The sequence below is a fragment of the Streptomyces sp. NPDC087906 genome (assembly GCF_055584925.1).
Window position 1 is genome coordinate 271480 of sequence record NZ_JBVJLC010000005.1, and the last position, 15959, is coordinate 287438.

17 protein-coding genes and 1 pseudogene are annotated in these 15959 nt (G+C 71.9%); 13 read left to right on the forward strand and 5 right to left on the reverse strand.

Annotated elements, in window-relative coordinates:
* Positions 1-138 precede the first annotated feature (138 nt).
* The 3 genes from ACZ63I_RS17380 to ACZ63I_RS17390 are packed head-to-tail and all read left to right on the forward strand — an operon-like array spanning position 139 to position 3037.
* A complete protein-coding gene (locus ACZ63I_RS17380) occupies positions 139-816 on the forward strand; it encodes a response regulator (protein ID WP_469339504.1) in 678 nt (225 codons plus the stop codon).
* Positions 813-2327: an ATP-binding protein gene (locus ACZ63I_RS17385; RefSeq protein WP_469339506.1), complete on the forward strand. Its 1515-nt coding sequence runs from the start codon at positions 813-815 to the stop codon at positions 2325-2327. The genes ACZ63I_RS17380 and ACZ63I_RS17385 overlap by 4 nt, the downstream gene beginning before the upstream one ends.
* Positions 2324-3037 (forward strand): hypothetical protein, encoded by a 714-nt coding sequence (locus tag ACZ63I_RS17390; protein ID WP_469339508.1) that lies wholly within the window; start codon positions 2324-2326, stop codon positions 3035-3037. The genes ACZ63I_RS17385 and ACZ63I_RS17390 overlap by 4 nt, the downstream gene beginning before the upstream one ends.
* Positions 3038-3054: 17 nt before the next feature.
* Here the strand turns inward: ACZ63I_RS17390 and ACZ63I_RS17395 are convergent, their stop codons facing one another.
* The 3 genes from ACZ63I_RS17395 to ACZ63I_RS17405 all read right to left on the reverse strand — a co-directional run bounded on the left by ACZ63I_RS17395 (position 3055) and on the right by ACZ63I_RS17405 (position 6199).
* Positions 3055-3978, reverse strand: a complete 924-nt coding sequence (locus ACZ63I_RS17395) for an LLM class F420-dependent oxidoreductase (RefSeq protein ID WP_469339510.1) — start codon at positions 3976-3978, stop codon at positions 3055-3057.
* Between the two features lie 98 nt (positions 3979-4076).
* Positions 4077-5162, reverse strand: coding sequence for a chitinase (locus tag ACZ63I_RS17400; protein WP_469339511.1), 1086 nt, complete (start codon positions 5160-5162; stop codon positions 4077-4079).
* A gap of 170 nt (positions 5163-5332) precedes the next feature.
* A complete protein-coding gene (locus ACZ63I_RS17405; RefSeq protein WP_469339513.1) occupies positions 5333-6199 on the reverse strand; it encodes an LLM class flavin-dependent oxidoreductase in 867 nt (288 codons plus the stop codon).
* Between the two features lie 120 nt (positions 6200-6319).
* Between ACZ63I_RS17405 and ACZ63I_RS17410 the strand changes: the two genes are divergently transcribed.
* The 9 genes and pseudogenes from ACZ63I_RS17410 to ACZ63I_RS17450 all read left to right on the forward strand — a co-directional run.
* A complete protein-coding gene (locus ACZ63I_RS17410) occupies positions 6320-6691 on the forward strand; it encodes a BlaI/MecI/CopY family transcriptional regulator (protein WP_469339514.1) in 372 nt (123 codons plus the stop codon).
* A complete protein-coding gene (locus ACZ63I_RS17415; RefSeq protein ID WP_469339516.1) occupies positions 6688-7653 on the forward strand; it encodes a M56 family metallopeptidase in 966 nt (321 codons plus the stop codon). The genes ACZ63I_RS17410 and ACZ63I_RS17415 overlap by 4 nt, the downstream gene beginning before the upstream one ends.
* A gap of 138 nt (positions 7654-7791) precedes the next feature.
* The gene (locus tag ACZ63I_RS17420; RefSeq protein ID WP_469339518.1) at positions 7792-8415 is read left to right on the forward strand and encodes an RNA polymerase sigma factor; all 624 of its coding nucleotides are present in this window, start codon (positions 7792-7794) and stop codon (positions 8413-8415) included.
* Positions 8412-9500: a CU044_5270 family protein gene (locus ACZ63I_RS17425; RefSeq protein WP_469339519.1), complete on the forward strand. Its 1089-nt coding sequence runs from the start codon at positions 8412-8414 to the stop codon at positions 9498-9500. The genes ACZ63I_RS17420 and ACZ63I_RS17425 overlap by 4 nt, the downstream gene beginning before the upstream one ends.
* Positions 9501-9686: 186 nt before the next feature.
* Positions 9687-10664 (forward strand): hypothetical protein, encoded by a 978-nt coding sequence (locus ACZ63I_RS17430; RefSeq protein WP_469339521.1) that lies wholly within the window; start codon positions 9687-9689, stop codon positions 10662-10664.
* 65 nt (positions 10665-10729) lie between these two features.
* Positions 10730-11266, forward strand: coding sequence for a putative immunity protein (locus ACZ63I_RS17435; protein ID WP_469339523.1), 537 nt, complete (start codon positions 10730-10732; stop codon positions 11264-11266).
* A gap of 8 nt (positions 11267-11274) precedes the next feature.
* Entirely contained in the window at positions 11275-11781 is a 507-nt protein-coding gene (locus tag ACZ63I_RS17440; protein WP_469339525.1) for a VOC family protein, read from the forward strand.
* A gap of 234 nt (positions 11782-12015) precedes the next feature.
* On the forward strand, positions 12016-12396 hold the full coding sequence (locus tag ACZ63I_RS17445; protein ID WP_469339994.1) for a hypothetical protein: 381 nt from the start codon (positions 12016-12018) through the stop codon (positions 12394-12396).
* Positions 12372-12497, forward strand: a pseudogene (locus ACZ63I_RS17450) (VOC family protein); the annotation flags it as partial. The gene ACZ63I_RS17445 and the pseudogene ACZ63I_RS17450, both read left to right, overlap by 25 nt.
* Before the next feature lie 5 nt (positions 12498-12502).
* Here the strand turns inward: ACZ63I_RS17450 and ACZ63I_RS17455 are convergent.
* Positions 12503-13345: a glycoside hydrolase domain-containing protein gene (locus ACZ63I_RS17455; RefSeq protein ID WP_469339527.1), complete on the reverse strand. Its 843-nt coding sequence runs from the start codon at positions 13343-13345 to the stop codon at positions 12503-12505.
* Positions 13346-13599: 254 nt separating this feature from the next.
* On the opposite strand from ACZ63I_RS17455, the gene ACZ63I_RS17460 reads away from it, so the two are divergent.
* Positions 13600-14844, forward strand: a complete 1245-nt coding sequence (locus ACZ63I_RS17460; RefSeq protein WP_469339528.1) for a serine hydrolase domain-containing protein — start codon at positions 13600-13602, stop codon at positions 14842-14844.
* A 41-nt stretch (positions 14845-14885) separates the two neighbouring features.
* Here the strand turns inward: ACZ63I_RS17460 and ACZ63I_RS17465 are convergent, their stop codons facing one another.
* Positions 14886-15803, reverse strand: coding sequence for an AraC family transcriptional regulator (locus ACZ63I_RS17465; protein ID WP_469339529.1), 918 nt, complete (start codon positions 15801-15803; stop codon positions 14886-14888).
* Between the last annotated feature and the right edge of the window lie 156 nt (positions 15804-15959).

The following is a 15959-nucleotide window of genomic DNA, read 5'->3' on the forward strand; positions in this document are numbered from 1 at the left end:
GTGGCCCGGCCCGTCAGCCCCGCCCGGCCGGGCGAAGCGACGGGTACGGACCGCGTCCAGTGTGATCGTCCTGTAACGGTTGCCCGGCGACGGCCTTACGACTCTTTCCGTCCGCCGCGGCCAACGGATACTGGCCTCATGCCGCGCGTTCTGCTGATCGAGGATGACCATGCCGTCCGACAGGGGGTGGAGCTGGCCCTGCGACGGCACGACCACGAGGTCATCGCGTCGGCGACGGGCGAGGAGGGCCTCGACCAGCTCCGCTCGTTCCGGCCCGACGTGGTGGTGCTCGACCTGATGCTGCCCGGTATCTCGGGCCTCGACGTGTGCCGCCGGATCCGGGCGCACAGCCAGATACCGATCATCATGGTCACCGCGCGGGGTGACGACATCGATGTCATCGTCGGCCTTGAGGCGGGCGCCGACGACTATGTGATCAAGCCGGTCCAGGCGCGGGTGCTCGAAGCGCGGATACGGGCGGTGCTCCGCCGGTTCACCGACCAGCCGCAGCAGCGGATCGAGACGCACGGGGACCTGACCATCGACCGCTCGGGCCTGGTGATCACCCTGCGCGGCGAGCAGGTCGCCCTCGCACCGTCCGAGCTGCGGCTGCTGCTGACGCTGTCGGCGGCGCCGGGGCAGGTGCTCAGCCGGCAGCAACTGCTGGAAGCGGTCTGGCAGCACAGCTACCACGGGGACGTCCGGCTGGTGGACGCCTGCGTCAAGCGGCTGCGGACCAAGATCGGCGAACCGCCGGGGCAGCCCCGCTACGTGCGGACCGTCCGCAGCTTCGGCTACCGCTTCCACTCCTCATGACGGCCTTCACCGCCCTGCGCGGTCTTCGTTTCCGGCTGCTGGCTGCGTTCGCGCTGGTCGCGGCCGTCAGCGCGGCGGCCACCGGCGCGCTGACCTTCCGCGAGGCCCGCACCGGTGTGCTCCAGCAGAGCCAGGACACGGTCGTCAAGCAGTTCCGGGACACCGTCGACGCCGAGGCGCCGCAGGTCACGATGCCGCTGACCGAGGAGCGGCTGGCCGAGCTGGTCACCGCGGTGTCCCGGGCGAACAGGTCGCAGCACTGGCGGGTGCTCGGCACGTACGGAGCGCTGCGGGCCAGCTCCGAACCGGGCGACGACTTCGAGGAGTTGACGCCCGAACTGCGCGAGTCGGCGCGCAGCCGCCCGGTCGCCGCCTTCCAGCGCGTCGCGCGGCAGGACGGGTCCGTGCTCGTGGTGGGGCTGCCGGTCACGTACAGCACGGCCGACCAGCCCACGTCCGGCGGTCCCGCTTCGGGTCTGACGCTGTACCTGGCCGTCTCGCAGAACACCGAACAGGCGTATGTGGACGCGCTGATCACGGCGATCGAGCGGGCAGCCGTACCGGCGCTCGGGCTGGCCGTGGTCCTCGCGCTGCTCGCGGCGCGCGGTGTGCTGCGGCCGGTACGCGCGCTGCGCCACGCCACCCGCAGTATGGCCGAGGGCCGGCTCGACACCCGGCTCGCCGTCAACGGCAGGGACGAACTGGCCGATCTGTCGGCCACGTTCAACGACACGGCAGCCGCGCTGGAGCAGTCCGTCTCGGAGCTGCGCCGGATGGAGGCGCAGGCGCGCCGCTTCGCCTCCGACGTCTCGCACGAACTGCGCACGCCGCTGGCCGCGATGTCGGCGGTCACCGACGTACTGGACGAGGACGCCGCGCAGTTGACGGGCGAGACGGCGGACGCGGTGCGGCTCGTCAGCGCGGAGACGACGAAACTGGTCCGGCTGGTGAACGACCTGATGGAGATATCCCGCTTCGACGCGGGGGCCGCCGAACTGGGCCTGGATGAGATCGATCTGGCGGAGTCCCTGCACCGTACGCTCGCCTCGCGCGGCTGGCTGGACGAGGTGGAGCTGGTGCTGCCGGCCGGCGGCACCCTGCGCGGGCTGGTCGATCCGCGCCGGATCGACGTGGTGGTGGCCAATCTCGTCGGCAACGCGCTCCGGCACGGCGCGCCTCCGGTGGAGCTGCGGCTCGCCGCAGCTCCGGACGGGCAGCGCGGCACGGCCGGCGCCCCGGTCGCGGTCATCGAGGTGGCCGACCGCGGCCCGGGGATCCCCGAGCGGGACATGCCGCATGTCTTCGAGCGCTTCTACAAGGCGGACACCACCCGCGCCCGCAGCGAGAGCAGCGGGCTCGGCCTCGCCATCACGCTGGAGAACGTACGTCTGCACGGCGGGACGGTGCGGGTGGCCGACCGGCCGGGCGGCGGGACGGTGTTCACCGTCCGGCTGCCGCTGGACGGCCCACCGCCCGGACGGCCGGCGGACCGTGGGGAGGATGTGCGGTGAGGGCGACCCTGACGAGCCCGGCAAGATCCAAACGACGAGCCCTGGGCCTGGCGCTCGGCGCCGCGACCGTACTCATGGCGTCGGGCTGCCGCATCCCGCCGTCCGGAGTCGTCCAGGCCGGTGAACCGGCGAACGGCCTGCGCGCGCTCGTCACGCTCTACTGGGTGGACAACGGATCGGCGGAGCGCGGCGCCCTGCACCCGGTCTCCCGCCCGAGCGACGGGGTGACCGGGGTGGCGGCGGCCGTCGCCGCACTCGCCGCCGGACCCACGGAGTCCGAGTGGCAGAGCGGCCTGGCCACGCGACTGCCGTTCCCGATGGCGGCGCCCCGGGTCACGGCCGAGGACGGCGCGGTGACCATCCAGCTCCAGCCGGGGTTTCCCCGGCTCACCGGCACGGCGATGGACCAGTTGGCGTGCACGGCGACGGCTGCCTGGCGCGGCGGCGGCCAGGCAGCCGCCGGTACGGACGTGCAGGTCACGGTCAGCTCACCCGCGGCGAAGGACACGGGGACGGAGGCGGAAGCGGGACCGGCGGCGACGGCCAAGGCGTCGGGATGGCGGGTCCGGTGGCACGGGGCCGACTGCCCGGCCGGTCCCGCGCCGACCCGCGCCGACCCCGCCCCGGCCCCACCCGCCGGTGGGACCGCGGGCGGAGTCGGCGGCGGGGGCGACGGTGTCGTTCCCCCGACCGCGCACCCGGCCGGCTGAGGTCCCGACAGCCCTGCTCAGCCTGCCAGTTCGCCCAGGAGCGCCCAGGTTCGGCGCCGGGCGGCCTCCCCCGCGACGTCGGTCCCCGAGAACACCACTTCGGTGGCTCCGGCGTCCCGGTAGCGCCGCACCTCGGCGGCGACCGTCTCCTCGTCGCCGATCACGGAGACGTCCGACGCCCGCTTGCCGCCGGAGAGTTCGATCACCCGGGCGTAGGACGGGATCGACTCGTAGAAGGCGAGTTGCTCCGTCACGGTCTCCCGTACCGATTCGACGTCGTCGGTGACCACACCGTGCACGAACGCCACGATCCTGGGTGCGGGACGTCCTGCCTCCGCCGCTGCCGCCGTCACGGCCGGGACGATGTGCTCGGCCAGCGCGCGCGGTCCGGCGAGATACGGCAGGATCCCGTCGGCCAGTTGACCGCTGACCCGCAGCGCCTGCGGGCCCATCGCGGCGACGAGCAGCGGCACACCGCCCTCGGCGCCCGGCACCCGCGCGGGCAGCGGTGTGACCGCCGTGAGCAGTTCGCCGTGGAAGTCCGCAGCGCCGGTCTCGGTCAACTGCCGCAGCACGGTGAGGAATTCACGCAGCCGCGCGATGGGCCGCTCGTGCGGGATGCCGAAGCCGCTCTCGACAAAACTCTTGGCACCGAGGGCGAGTCCGAGATGGTAGCGGCCGTGGGTGGCCGCCTGGGCGGTCTGCGCCTGGCTGGAGACGATCAGTGGATGGCGTCCGAAGATCGGGACGGCCGAGGTGCCCACCTGGAGGGCGGGCACCTCGCGCCCGACGATCGCGGCGAGCTGCGGAGAGTCGGCGCCGAAGGTCTGCCCGAACCAGGCCGACCGCAGCCCGGCGGCTGCGGCCTCCCCGGCGAGCTGAACGGTGGCGTCGACCTGGTTCTCGCTGTCGGCTTGGTGTAGTGCGACTCCGATAGTCATGCCGTGGAGAACCGGCGGTGGTTCACCGCGCATTCCAATTCGCCTGTGACAGCTTCATGTCGGTCGTGTGACACGTCGCCGGACGGGCTGCGGCTTACTCAACGGCCTTGCAGGGCCTTGACGTTGTTGCCGAAGGTCCAGTTCTTCGAACCGTCCCAGTTGAGCGACCACGTCATCAGGCCCTTGAGGGCGCCGTTGTACTTGTTCCACGCCTGCGCCACGAGGTTCGGGGCCATGTAGCCGCCGCCGGCCCCCGACTGGGCGGGAAGTCCCGGCACTTGCTTGTCGTAGGGCACCTTGACGGTGGTGCCCTGGACGACCAGGCCCTTGTTGAGGCAGTCCGTCTGCGCGGTGAATCCCGCGACCGTCCCCGCCTCGTACGAGTCGGCGGCGCAGCCGTACATGCTGCCGTTGTAGTACTGCATGTTCAGCCACCACAGCCGGCCGTTGTCCGCGTACTTCTTCACGATCGGCAGATACGCGCCCCAGATCGAGCCGTAGGTGATGCTGCCGCCGGTGACATAGGCCGTCTCCGGCGCCATGGTCAGCCCGAAGCCCGCCGGCATCTGCGCGAGCACACCGTCGATGATGCGGATCAGGTTGGACTGGGACGCGGAGAGCTGGTTGATGTTGCCGCTGCCGGTGAGGCCCGTCTCGATGTCGATGTCGATGCCGTCGAAGTTGTACTTCTTCAGAATCGGCACGACCGTGGCGACGAACCGGTCGGCCACGGCCGTGGAGCTGAGGTCGATCCCGGCGGTGGCACCGCCGATCGACATCAGTGTCGTCAGCCCGGCCGCCTTGGCCTGGCACATCTCGGCGGGCGTCGGCACCTTCACCGTGGCGTCCATCCCGTTCTCCCACAGCACCGTGCCGTCCGAACGGATCACCGGGAAGGCCAGGTTGGCCACGTTGTAGCCGTGTGCGGCGATCCTGCTGTCGGTGAGCGGGATCCAACCGAGCGGCGGGTGCACGCCGTTGGCGGCGCCGTCCCAGTTCTCCCAGTACCCCTGGAGCACCTTGCCCGCGGGCTTCGGTTTGAGGGCGCAGGTGTCTGCCTGGGCACCCGCCGGGGCCCGCCCAGGTCCGGGCGCGGGCGCGGCGGAGGCGGAGAGCTGGGGAAGTTGGACCGCGAAGGCGAGGGTCAGGCACGCTCCGAGCGTGCGCAGTTTCCGGCTGATCATGCGGTGCTCCCTTCTCGGCGCGGCTCACCGGAGGTAGCGGTGCGACGCCCGTGGGGGGTTGGGGACACACGTGAAAGGGTGCGCCACAGGCTAGATTGGTCCAGACCTTTCGTCAATGGGTTCGCGCCTGAAGGGAGTTGCACCGGACATCACGCAGGGGCCGACCGCCGTCAGGCCGGCGGGCCCTGTTCGACGCGGCGCAGTACCGGGCCGAGCTTGTCGAGTCCCGCGCCGCCCTGGAGCTGCCGTTCGTCCCACCAGGTGGCGCCCGCCTCGATCAGCGGCCCGAGCAGATCCTGCGCCTCGCCGGTCCCGGTGGGGCTCGCACCGCCGAGGACGATGTCGAAGGGGGCGTCCTGCGGGGCGGCGCGGTGCTCCCGTACGTACGCGACCAGGTCCCGCACCTGGTCGATCGGCGGCGCCTCGCCGTGCCGTGCCGTGGCGAACAGCGGTACGGCGCCGTCCCAGCGCGCGGCGCGCCGCATCGGCGGGCGGCTCGGCCAGAATCCGCCGATCCACACCGGCGGCCGGGGCCGCTGCACCGTGGCGGGCAGCAGCGTCACGTCCCGCACCTGGTGGTGTCTGCCCTGATGGGTGACCTGCTCGCCCGACCAGTAGTGGTCCAGCAGGTCGAGGCCCTCGTCCAGAAGCTCAGCGAGGACCACCGGATCGGTCGGCTCGCCGAAGCTCCCGTACTCGTCGTCGATCGGCCCGCCGAGCCCGGCGCCGAAGATCACCCGGCCGCCGCTGAGCGCGTCGAGGGTGGCGACCTGCCGGGCGAGCTGCTGCGGGCGCCGCCGGGCGACCGGGGTGACCAGAGTCCCCAGCTTGATCCGCGACGTCGACAGCGCGGCGGCCGTCAGCAGCATCCACGGGTCGGCGAAGGGCACGCCCCGGCGCAGCCGCTTGTCGTGCACCACGTGGTCCCAGACGAACAGCCCGTCCCAGCCCGCCTGCTCCGCCGCCGCGGCCAGCTTCGCCACGGTCCTGACGTCGGCGAAGTCCCCGAAGTTCGGAATGTTGATCGAGAAGCGCATCCGGGCATCCTGCCCGGCCGGTGCCGGAGTGGCAATCACCTTCAGGGCCGGTCGGGCGGGGTGTGCCTCTCATAATGGGAGGACCGAACTGCAGACGTTACCGAGAGGGGACGGTCTCCCGTGGCCGATGCGAGCGGCGAACGCCGACCGGCGGGCGAACTGGAAGCGAGCGTGCTGGCCGTGCTGTGGGCCGCCGAAGGGCCACTGACCGCCCGGCAGGTGCAGCGGGCCGTGCCCATGGCCCTGGCCAGGACCACGGTCGCCACGATCCTGTCCCGGCTCCACGAGAAGGGCACGGTCCTGCGCGAGCGCGCGGGCCGGGGTTACGCCTACTCCGCAGCGCAGGACGCGCCCGGTCTCACCGCGCGGCGCATGCACCGCGAACTCGACAAGGACACCGCGCGTGACGTGGTGCTCGCCCGTTTCGTCTCGCAGCTCAGCGCCGACGACGAGCAGGTGCTCAGGGCGCTGCTGGAGGCGGGCGACCAGTGATCGCCCTGCTCCTCGTCCCGCTGCTCGTGCCGTTCGCCGCGCCGGTCTTCGCGTACCGCGTCGTCGACCGGCTCCCACCGGTCGCCGCGCTGTGGACCCTGACCCTGACGAGCGTGGTGCTCGCCACGAGCTGCCTGGCCTCGCTCGGCGCGCTGCTGCTGCCCGGCGCGCTGCGTGTCCCCGTCCTCGCCCGGTTGGGCGAGCTGGTCCGCCCGCTGCACGTGGCGTCCAGCGCCGTCCTCGGCCCCACGGCGCTGCTCGGCCTCGGCGCCTTCGCCTTCGGGGCCCTCATGTGCTGCGCGGGTACGGTCGTACGCTCCGTACTGCGCCAGTGGCGGCTGCTGCGTACCGCCCGCTCGCAGGCCGCGACGCGCGGCCCCGCCGCCGGTGATCTGAGCGTCGTCGACGACGACAGGGCCGACGCGTACGCCCTGCCGGGCAGGCCGGGCAGGATCGTGGTCACCAGCGGCATGCTGCGCGTCCTCGCCCCTGCCGAGCGGGAGGCGCTGTTCGCCCATGAGCGGGCCCATCTGGCGGGCCGCCACCACTACTTCCTCGGCGCGGCGGAACTCGCGGCGCAGTGCCACCCGGCTCTGCGGAGGGTACGGGGCGCCATCGCGCTCGCCGCCGAGCGGACCGCCGACGAGGCCGCCGCGCTGGCCACCGGCGACCGGCGGCTGACGGCGCGGGCGATCGGCCGGGCGGCACTCGCCTCGCGCGCCACGCCGCCCGGCGCGCCGCCCGACCGGCCGGCCTTCACCGCCGCCGCTGCGACCGGACCTGTCCCCCGGCGCGTCGCCGCCCTGCTGCACCGGCCGACGGCACATGGCCGGCTGGCGCCCGCGATCGCCCTGGTCCTGCTCGTATGCGCCGGTGTCTCGTCCGGTGCGGCGGCAGCCGGGGCGATCAGTCTGCACACCAGCGTGGAAGTCGCCCAGGGCGAGGCCCGCGCGCACCACTGAACCGTCGCCGACGGCAGTGCGGTGTGGCCAGAGGGCGCGTGGTGTGACCCGAGGGGCCGTGGTGTGACCGAGCGCACAGGAACTGCCGGGGCCGTGCGGAGAGTAAGTGGTGTGAGGCATACAGAACAAGAGGATCCGATGCGGGCGCGCATCCGCGCGGGCGACCGCTCCGCGTTCGCCGAGCTGTACGAGGAGCACGCGCGGACGGTCTACAACCACGCCCTGCGGCTGACCGGCGACTGGTCGGTGGCCGAGGAGGTCATGTCCGAGACGTTCCTGGCCGCCTGGCGTACCCGGGAGCGGCTGGAGCCGGACGGCGGGTCGCTGAGACCGTGGCTGCTCGGCATCGCGACGCACAAGGTGCACAACGCCAACCGGAGCCGGCGCAGGCGGCTCGCCTTCCTGGCCCACCGCCCGCCGCCGCCCGCGGTGGCGGACTTCGCCGAGGAGACAGCGGGCCGGATCGACGACGCCCGTACGCTCGCGGCGGTGCAGAACGCGCTGGGCCGGTTGCGCCGCCAGGAGCGCGAGGTGCTGGCGTTGTGCGTCTGGGGGGGGCTGGACTACCCGCAGACCGCGCAGGCGCTCGGCATTCCGGTCGGCACCGTCAGGTCGCGGCTGTCACGCGCCCGCGCCAAGCTCAGCCGGCTCACCGAAGAGACCGCGAAGAACACGCAGAACACGGAACCGCGGCGCGACCGCGGAGAGGTAGCGAGTGAGGCCGTGTTCGCGGCCCTGCCCCTACGGGAGGAAACCCGATGAGCCCGACCACCCCGACCGGCCCCACCGACCCGACCAACTCCCATGCCCGGACCGCCGAACCGGAGTCGGACGTCGCCGTGTTGACCCGGCTGCTGCCCACGCTGCCCGAGCAGGACCTTCCGCCGGGGCGCCACCTCCACCACAGGAACGTACTGCTGCGGCGCATCGACGACGAACAGCACACCGCACGGCCGCGCCGCCGGCTGACCCGCCCCGCGGTGGCGCTGCCCGCCGTGGCAGTGGCACTCGCGGCGACGCTCGTCGTCACACTGGCGCCGCACAACGACACCGCACCCGCCGCCGGTTCGGACACCGGGCGCGGGGCCACCGTCCTGCTCGACCGGATCGCCGCCGCGTCCATGGCGACCGACACGAAAGCCGTGAAGGACAGCCAGTTCGTCTATGTCCGGAGCCTGGTCCGGTCGAACGAGGGCGTCCTCGACGGCCCGGTGAAGCTCACCCCTCCGTACCAGCAGGAGATGTGGCTGTCGCAGGACCCCACCCCCGTCACCAACATCGGCTGGACCCGGGAGTCCGGCAAGGGCGCGTTCATGCCGGGTGAGGACGTGCCGATCGAGGCGTCGGCCCCCGACGGTTCGGACGACACCGGCGCCGTACCGGCGGGCATCGACCGCCCCACGTACACATGGCTGGCGTCCCTGCCCACCGACCCCGACGCGCTGCTCGCCCTGCTCCGGGCCCAAGTGCGGCCCGCCGAAGGGGAGACCGAGGACCAGGCCGTGTTCCTCAGGACCGGCGATCTGCTGAGCCAGACGGTCATGCCGCCGGAGAACGCCGCCGCGTTCTACCGGGCCGTCGCGAAGATCCCCGGCGTGACGGAGATCCCCGACGCGGTCGACGCCGCGGGCCGCCACGGCATCGGCATCACCCTCCAGGACACCGGGACGGCGACGCGTGAGGAGTGGATCTTCGACGAGCGCAGTCTCGCCTTCCTCGGCTCACGCTCGTATCTGACCAAGGACCACAAGCCCGGCAAGGCCGACGTCCTGTTCGGCAGCCAGGCGATCCTGCGACGCGCGGTGGTCGACCAGCACGGCATGGAACCCGCCGCAAAGAACGGCTGACGCGGTCCGGCCAGTGCCGGTGGGGAATGAAGCGCCGTCAGCCGCCCCTGTCAAGCCAACAGGCACCGACGGGCGGCTGACCGGCGGTGACGGGGTGCTGAGGGCCTGGTGAACATCGGCGACGACAGTCGCGTCCCCGGGGGGCGGTCGCCTAGCGTCCTGACCGATCCCCCCTCGGAGGTGCCCATGTCAATCCGGCGAACCGTACTCGCCTCACTCGCCACCGCACTGGTGTGTGCCGCCGCACTGCTGGGCTCGCCCGCCCAGGCGCAGCCCCGCGCCGCGGCCCCGCGCGCGGCGGTCAGCGACGCCGATCTCGCCTACCGCTGGGCGCCGGTCCATTACCAGGACACCTCGTCCAAGTACTACACCGCCGACTACCTCGCGCCGGTGAACTACGACGGCGACTGGCAGACCCTGAACAACTGGGACGACCTCGACGCCAACACGGCGCACCTCACCGGCACCGTCTACTACTCGGTCGTGGAGACCAGCACCGACTGGTACCTGACGTACGCCTTCTTCCACCCGCGGGACTGGAAGGACTACCCGCTCAACCTCTTCTCCCACGAGAACGACATGGAGGGTCAGGTGGAGGTCGTGCACAAGGACGGCAGCGAGTACGGCACCCTGCGGGCGGTCGTCTCCCTCGCGCACGACAACTTCTACTCGTACGTCCCGGCCGGCAGCCCGTACACCGACGGCCGGGAGAACATCGACGGGAACCTGATCCTGCAGAGCTACGACGGCGCCCAGCACCCCACGAGCTTCCAGGAGGACCGCGGCCACGGCGCCTACGCCTGGAACGGCGGCGCGTTCCCCGGGGGCGACGGCATCGTGTACTACCCGAGCCGGGGCGCGGGCACCGTGCCGACCGGGGGCAACGACCGCAACGCCTCGTACCGGTTGGTCGACATCTTCGGCGCGGACGGCCTGTGGGCCCGTCGCAACAACACGGAGACGTACCGCGGTTGGGGCGCCTTCGCCGGTGACAACGGCCAGGACGACGCCGCCCACGCCCCCTGGGCCTGGGACGACACCACCGACGGCAGCGAGCTGCAGGCCGGGGCCATCGCCACCGACCCCGCGTACCTGATCTCCCGGTACTTCGGCAACACCGCCCCGCTGGACCTGAATTACACGCGCAACACCTACCGGCAGTAGGAGTCCCGGCGCGGAACCGCCGGCCCGGCCTGAACCGGGCCGGCGAACCGCGCGATGATGGGGCCGTGTCGAGCGCCCCGGACGAGATCGAACTGAGCCAGCACGAACTTCGCGAGATCACCGGCTACGCCGCCGCCTGCGCGGGCCGGGTCCTCTCCCTCTACGAGCAGGCCGTGCCCGCAGACCCGCGCCCTCGCGAAGCGATCGACGCGGCGCGCGCCTTCGCCGAGGGCGGCCGGCGCACGGCCGCTCTGCGGCGGTGCGGGTGGGCGGCGTTCAAGGCGGCGGGAGAGGCGGCGGCCTCGCCTGCGGCGGCCGAGGCGGCGCGCGCGGCGAGCCATGCGGCCGCCGCCGCGTACCTTCACCCCAAGGCGAGCGCCCATCAGGTGAAGCACATCCTCGGTGCGGCGGCGAACGCGGCGCGGGCGGCAGAGCTGGCCCCCGCGAGCGACGGGCGCGCCGCCGCGGAGACCCTCGACTGGGCCCGCCACCACGCCCCGCCGGCGGTCACCGCGGTCCTGTCCCGACTACCCGCCGCCCCGGCCGGCGGCGGTCGTGTGGGCCGGCTCGTCCGCGACCTCGACACCGCTCTCCGAGACTGAGCCGGGCGGTGAACAATCGAACTGCCGGGTCCATCGAGCAGAGTTCGCGTCAGGAGATCACTGTGCCCCTCGCCCTTCCTCCGCTGTTCCACGTCGGCATCGTGGTGCCGGACTTCGACCGCGCCGTCGCCGACTACGAGCGGCGGTGGGCCGCCACGACCGAGCGGGTCACCGATCTCAGCTTCACCGGCGCCCGGCTCCATGGGGAAGACGTCTCCTGTTCGGCCCGCTACGGCTTCATCAACACCGGAGCGTCCGAGATCGAGCTGATCCAGCCCCTGTCCGGCCGCTCGCCGTACGCGGAGTTCCTGGAGGCCAACGGCGAGGGCGTGCACCACCTCGCCTACGTCGTCGAGAGCGTCGACGCGTATCTCGACGCGCTGCGCGAGGCGGGCGAGGAACCGCGCGTGGTCTTCGACGCTGCCGTCGCGGACGTCACCCGCTTCGTCTACCTGGACGCTCTGGCGCACGGACCGGTCGTCGAGCTGATCGAGACCTATCTCCCGGGCGCCTGAATCGCCGCGCGACGCACGGTCGGCCGATCGATGTACCCGCACCGCACGTCCTCCTCCGTGCGGAGGAGCGGGCACGGGCCGAAGGGCGGGGAGTCGGTGCGGCGCGGGTGGTACCCGCGGACGAAATAACCCCGAGGCCGGGCCGTCGGGAGCCCGAGTACGTGTTTGGTGAGTGCTGCGGGGCGCACCGCCTCGTCGCCGTGCTCGCACACGGCCGACCAAGAGGAGCCACTCATGTCGAAACGCGCACTCACCCTCACCGCCGGGGCGGCTCTCACCGCCGTGCTGGCGCTCTCGGCGTGCGACACGAGCGCGAAGGAAGTCGCTGACGCGTCGCTGCGTACCTTGGTCTCGAAGCTGGGGGAAGCCTCGTTCGAGGAGGAGAACCACCCCATAGACGGGGAGTTGACGTGTGCCACCTCGAACGGGCGGTCCTACACGATCACGTGCACCGGGCGCGACACGTCGAAGAAGCCGGTACGTCTGGTGGTCAAGGCGGACAAGAAGAAGGACGTCTCGACCGGCAAGTCCGATCGCATAGAGGCCACGAGTGTGATCGGGACGGTCGACGGCAAGCGGGTGTTCAGCCGGAAGTGCCTCGGCTCAGCCTGCTGACACGCAGGGCCCGCGGCCTCGACGTCGGCCAGGGGGATGTCCCGTGGACATGCCTGGCCGACCCCGAGGGCCGCGAGTTCTGCGTCCTCGCCCTGTCCTGACCGGGCTACTTGGCGATGACGGCGACCGGTGCGTCCCACGCGTTGCGGTCGACGGTCAGGGTGACGCCGCCGTGGATCTCCTTGCTGTTGGCGATGTACTGGTGGGCGCGGCGGTGGCCGGTGTACAGCGACGTGCTCCAGCGCCAGTCGGTGGTCGTGGTCTTCTTCTTGTCCCACAGCGCGTACCAGAGGGCGTCGGGGAGATCGGTGCGGTCCTTGGCGGTCGCGACGGCCGCCGCGCTGGAGGACGTGAAACCGTAGTAGCCGGACCAGTACTTCTTCGCGTGCACGGCGCGGGTCCAGGCGCGGACGTAGGTGAGGACCGCGGTGTTGCAGGAGGCGTTGGCGGTGTCGTACGGCTCCATGTCGAGGTAGAGCGCACTGCCCGCCGTCATCTTGAGCGCGCTCGCCTTGGCGACGGCGTCGTTGCCGTCGCGGGTGCCCTGCGCCGCCGCCGTGGAGGCGACGATCCGGTCGGTGTTGCGGCTGGTCTGGCACGGCGGCTGCGCCGCCACGTACAGCGGTACGAGCTTCCAGCCGGAGGCGGAGACCGATTTAACCCAGGAAGCGGTCAGTTGCGGCTGGGCGCAGCCGCGGTTCTTCCCGCCGATGTAGACGGCGGCGGCGCCGTAGAACTTCGACGCCTTCCACGCCTTCATCGCGGCGAGCGAGGGCGCGGTGCAGGTGTCGAACGCCCGGCCCGCGTAGAGCGAGGGCGTGGGCAGCTTCATCGGGGCCGCCGTACCGGTGACGGCGTTGGCGGTGACCGCCCCGCCTGCTGCCAGCACGACGCCTGCGGCGCCCCACGCCAGCACGCGGTTGCGCTTGGACATACGGTGCTTGGACATTCTCTGTTCCCCCCACATGCCCGTCGGCAGACCCTGCTGCGACGGGCATCGATCCAGGGCCGTTCCGCACGGCCGATGGGGAGATCAGACCATTGACCCGCGGCGCGCGCCACAGCGGGTGGGCACAGCCGGGCAAACACCCGTGCGGCGCCGAACGGGTGGATTCGCGAGAACACGTTCGGAGGTGGGTCCCTCGCAGTGGGTTCCGGTGGTGATCTGACCGCCCGAGCCCTGACTGGAAGAGGTGCCACGGCATGCGACGTACGCCCCGCCGCCGACTGCTCGCCGCCACACTTTTCGTGGCATCCGTTGTGATTCCGATGACGGCGGCTCCCGCCACGACCGTCCAGGCCACGACCGCCCGAGCCACGACCGCCCAGGCCACGGCCGCCCGTACCACGACCGCCGAGGGGCACCCGGGGAGCCGGAGCCCTGCCGGTGGTCTCGGCCCCGTACTGACCGCCCGGCTGGACAAGGCGATCGAGGACGTCCGCCGGCAGGCGGACATTCCCGGGGTCGCGGTCGGCCTCTGGATGCCGGGCAAGGGGAGCTACGTCCGCGCGACCGGCGTCGCCGACACCGCCACCGGCGAGCCGATGACCGTCGGCCCGTACGTACGGATCGGCAGCGAGACCAAGACCTTCACGGTCACCGCGCTCCTCCAGCTCGTGGACGACCACCGGATCCGGCTGGACGACCCGATCTCCCGCTACGTCCACGGCGTGCCGAACGGTCACCACATCACGCTGCGCCAACTCGCCGAGATGCGCAGCGGCTTGTTCCCGTACACCTCCGACGCGGACTTCAACCAGGCCCTGTTGAGCGACCCGGAGCGCTACTTCACCCCGCACGAGGTGCTCGCGTACGGCTTCCGGCACCCGAACACCGCAGCTCCGGGTACGCAGTTCGAGTACTCCAACACCAACCTGGTGCTGCTCGGGCTCGTGATCGAGAAGGTCACAGGGCATCCGCTCGCCGACGTCATCGACCACCGGGTGCTGCGCCCCGCCGGCCTGCACGACACGCTGTTCCCGCGCGGCGCCGAGTTCCCCGAACCGCATCCGCACGGCTACACCGACCAGACCCTGAGCGGAGCGGTCGGCGACGCCACCGACTGGAACCCCAGTTGGGCCTGGGCGGCGGGGGCGATGATCTCGAACCTGCACGACCTGCGCCGCTGGGCGGACGTCGTCGCCACCGGAGAGCTGCTCAGCCCGCAGACCCAGGCACAGCGCCTCACGACACTACCGACCGGCTTCCCCGGCACCACGTACGGCCTCGGCATCTTCGAGACCAACGGCTGGATCGGACACAACGGCTCCATCCCGGGGTACGAGACGGTGACCGTCTATCTGCCCTCGCAGAAGGCCACTCTGGTGATCATGATCAACACGGACATCACCACTCAGGGCGCGGAGCCGTCCACCCTCCTCGCCCGCGCGATCACGGCGGTCGCCACCCCCGACAACGTCTACGACGGCTCGGTCGTCACCCGGTAGGACATCCGGAGCGGGTCGCGCCGCTCAGCGGGTCGCGCCGCTCAGGCCAGGACGCCCGCGGGGGTGCGTACGGCCCGACGCAACTGGGCGGCGTCCTGGCTCGGCGGGGCGCCGAACTGGCGGCGGTACTCCCGGCTGAACTGGGAGGGGTTGTCGTACCCGACCCGCTGGCCGACCCCCGTGACGTCGCCCGGGTGGGTGGCGAGCAGCAGCCGGGCCTCCTGCAACCGGATCTGCTTCTGGAACTGGATCGGGCTCATCGCCGTCACGGACTGGAAATTGCGGTAGAAGGCGGAGACGCCCATACCGGCCTGCCGCGCCACGTCCTCGACCCGGAAGGGCTGCGCGTAATGCTCTCGGATCCAGCGCACGGCCCGTGAGACATGGCTGAGACTGCTGTCGGCGAGACCGAGCTGGCGGACCGCCGCACCGTGCTCGCCGGTGATCAGGCGCCACAGGATCTCGCGCTTGATCAGCGGAGCCAGTACGGCCCGGTCGCGCGGCTCGTCCAGCAGCCGCAGCATCCGTACCACCGCGTCGAGCAGCGCGTCCGGGGCGTCGCTGACGGCGATCCCCGAGGGCGCGCCGCCGCCGACGGGGCGGGAGGTACGGAGGGTCTCCGCCGCCCCGGTCCCGAGCAGCAGCTCGGCGATGGCGGACGGTTCCAGGACGAGGCCGAACCCCAGCGCGGGCTGCTCGGGGTCGGCCTGGGTGAACTGTCCCGTGACAGGCAGGTCGACGGAAGCCACCAGATACTGCCCAGGCCCGTACTCGAACACCCGCTCCCCCAGGGCGAGCCGTTTGGCGCCCTGGACGATGACCGCCAGGACCGTACCGGACATCGAGGGCGCCGGCGGATCAGGGCGGTCGACCTTGGAGATGAGGACACCGTCGACGGCGGTGGTCCAGTCGGGCCGCGCGTGGCGGGCCAGCAGGGTGCGGTGCTCATCGAGGTTCATACTCCCATTGCAACACTATTGCGCCCCCTGGCCTCGATGGGCGAGAGAATTGTGCAAGAACGAGGCAGCATCATCTGCCTGCCGGCCGATCAGCTTGCCGGGCCCGAGGTCAGTCCGACCGGCCCGGGGCAGTTCCCTTCCTCCCCGACGACAGAT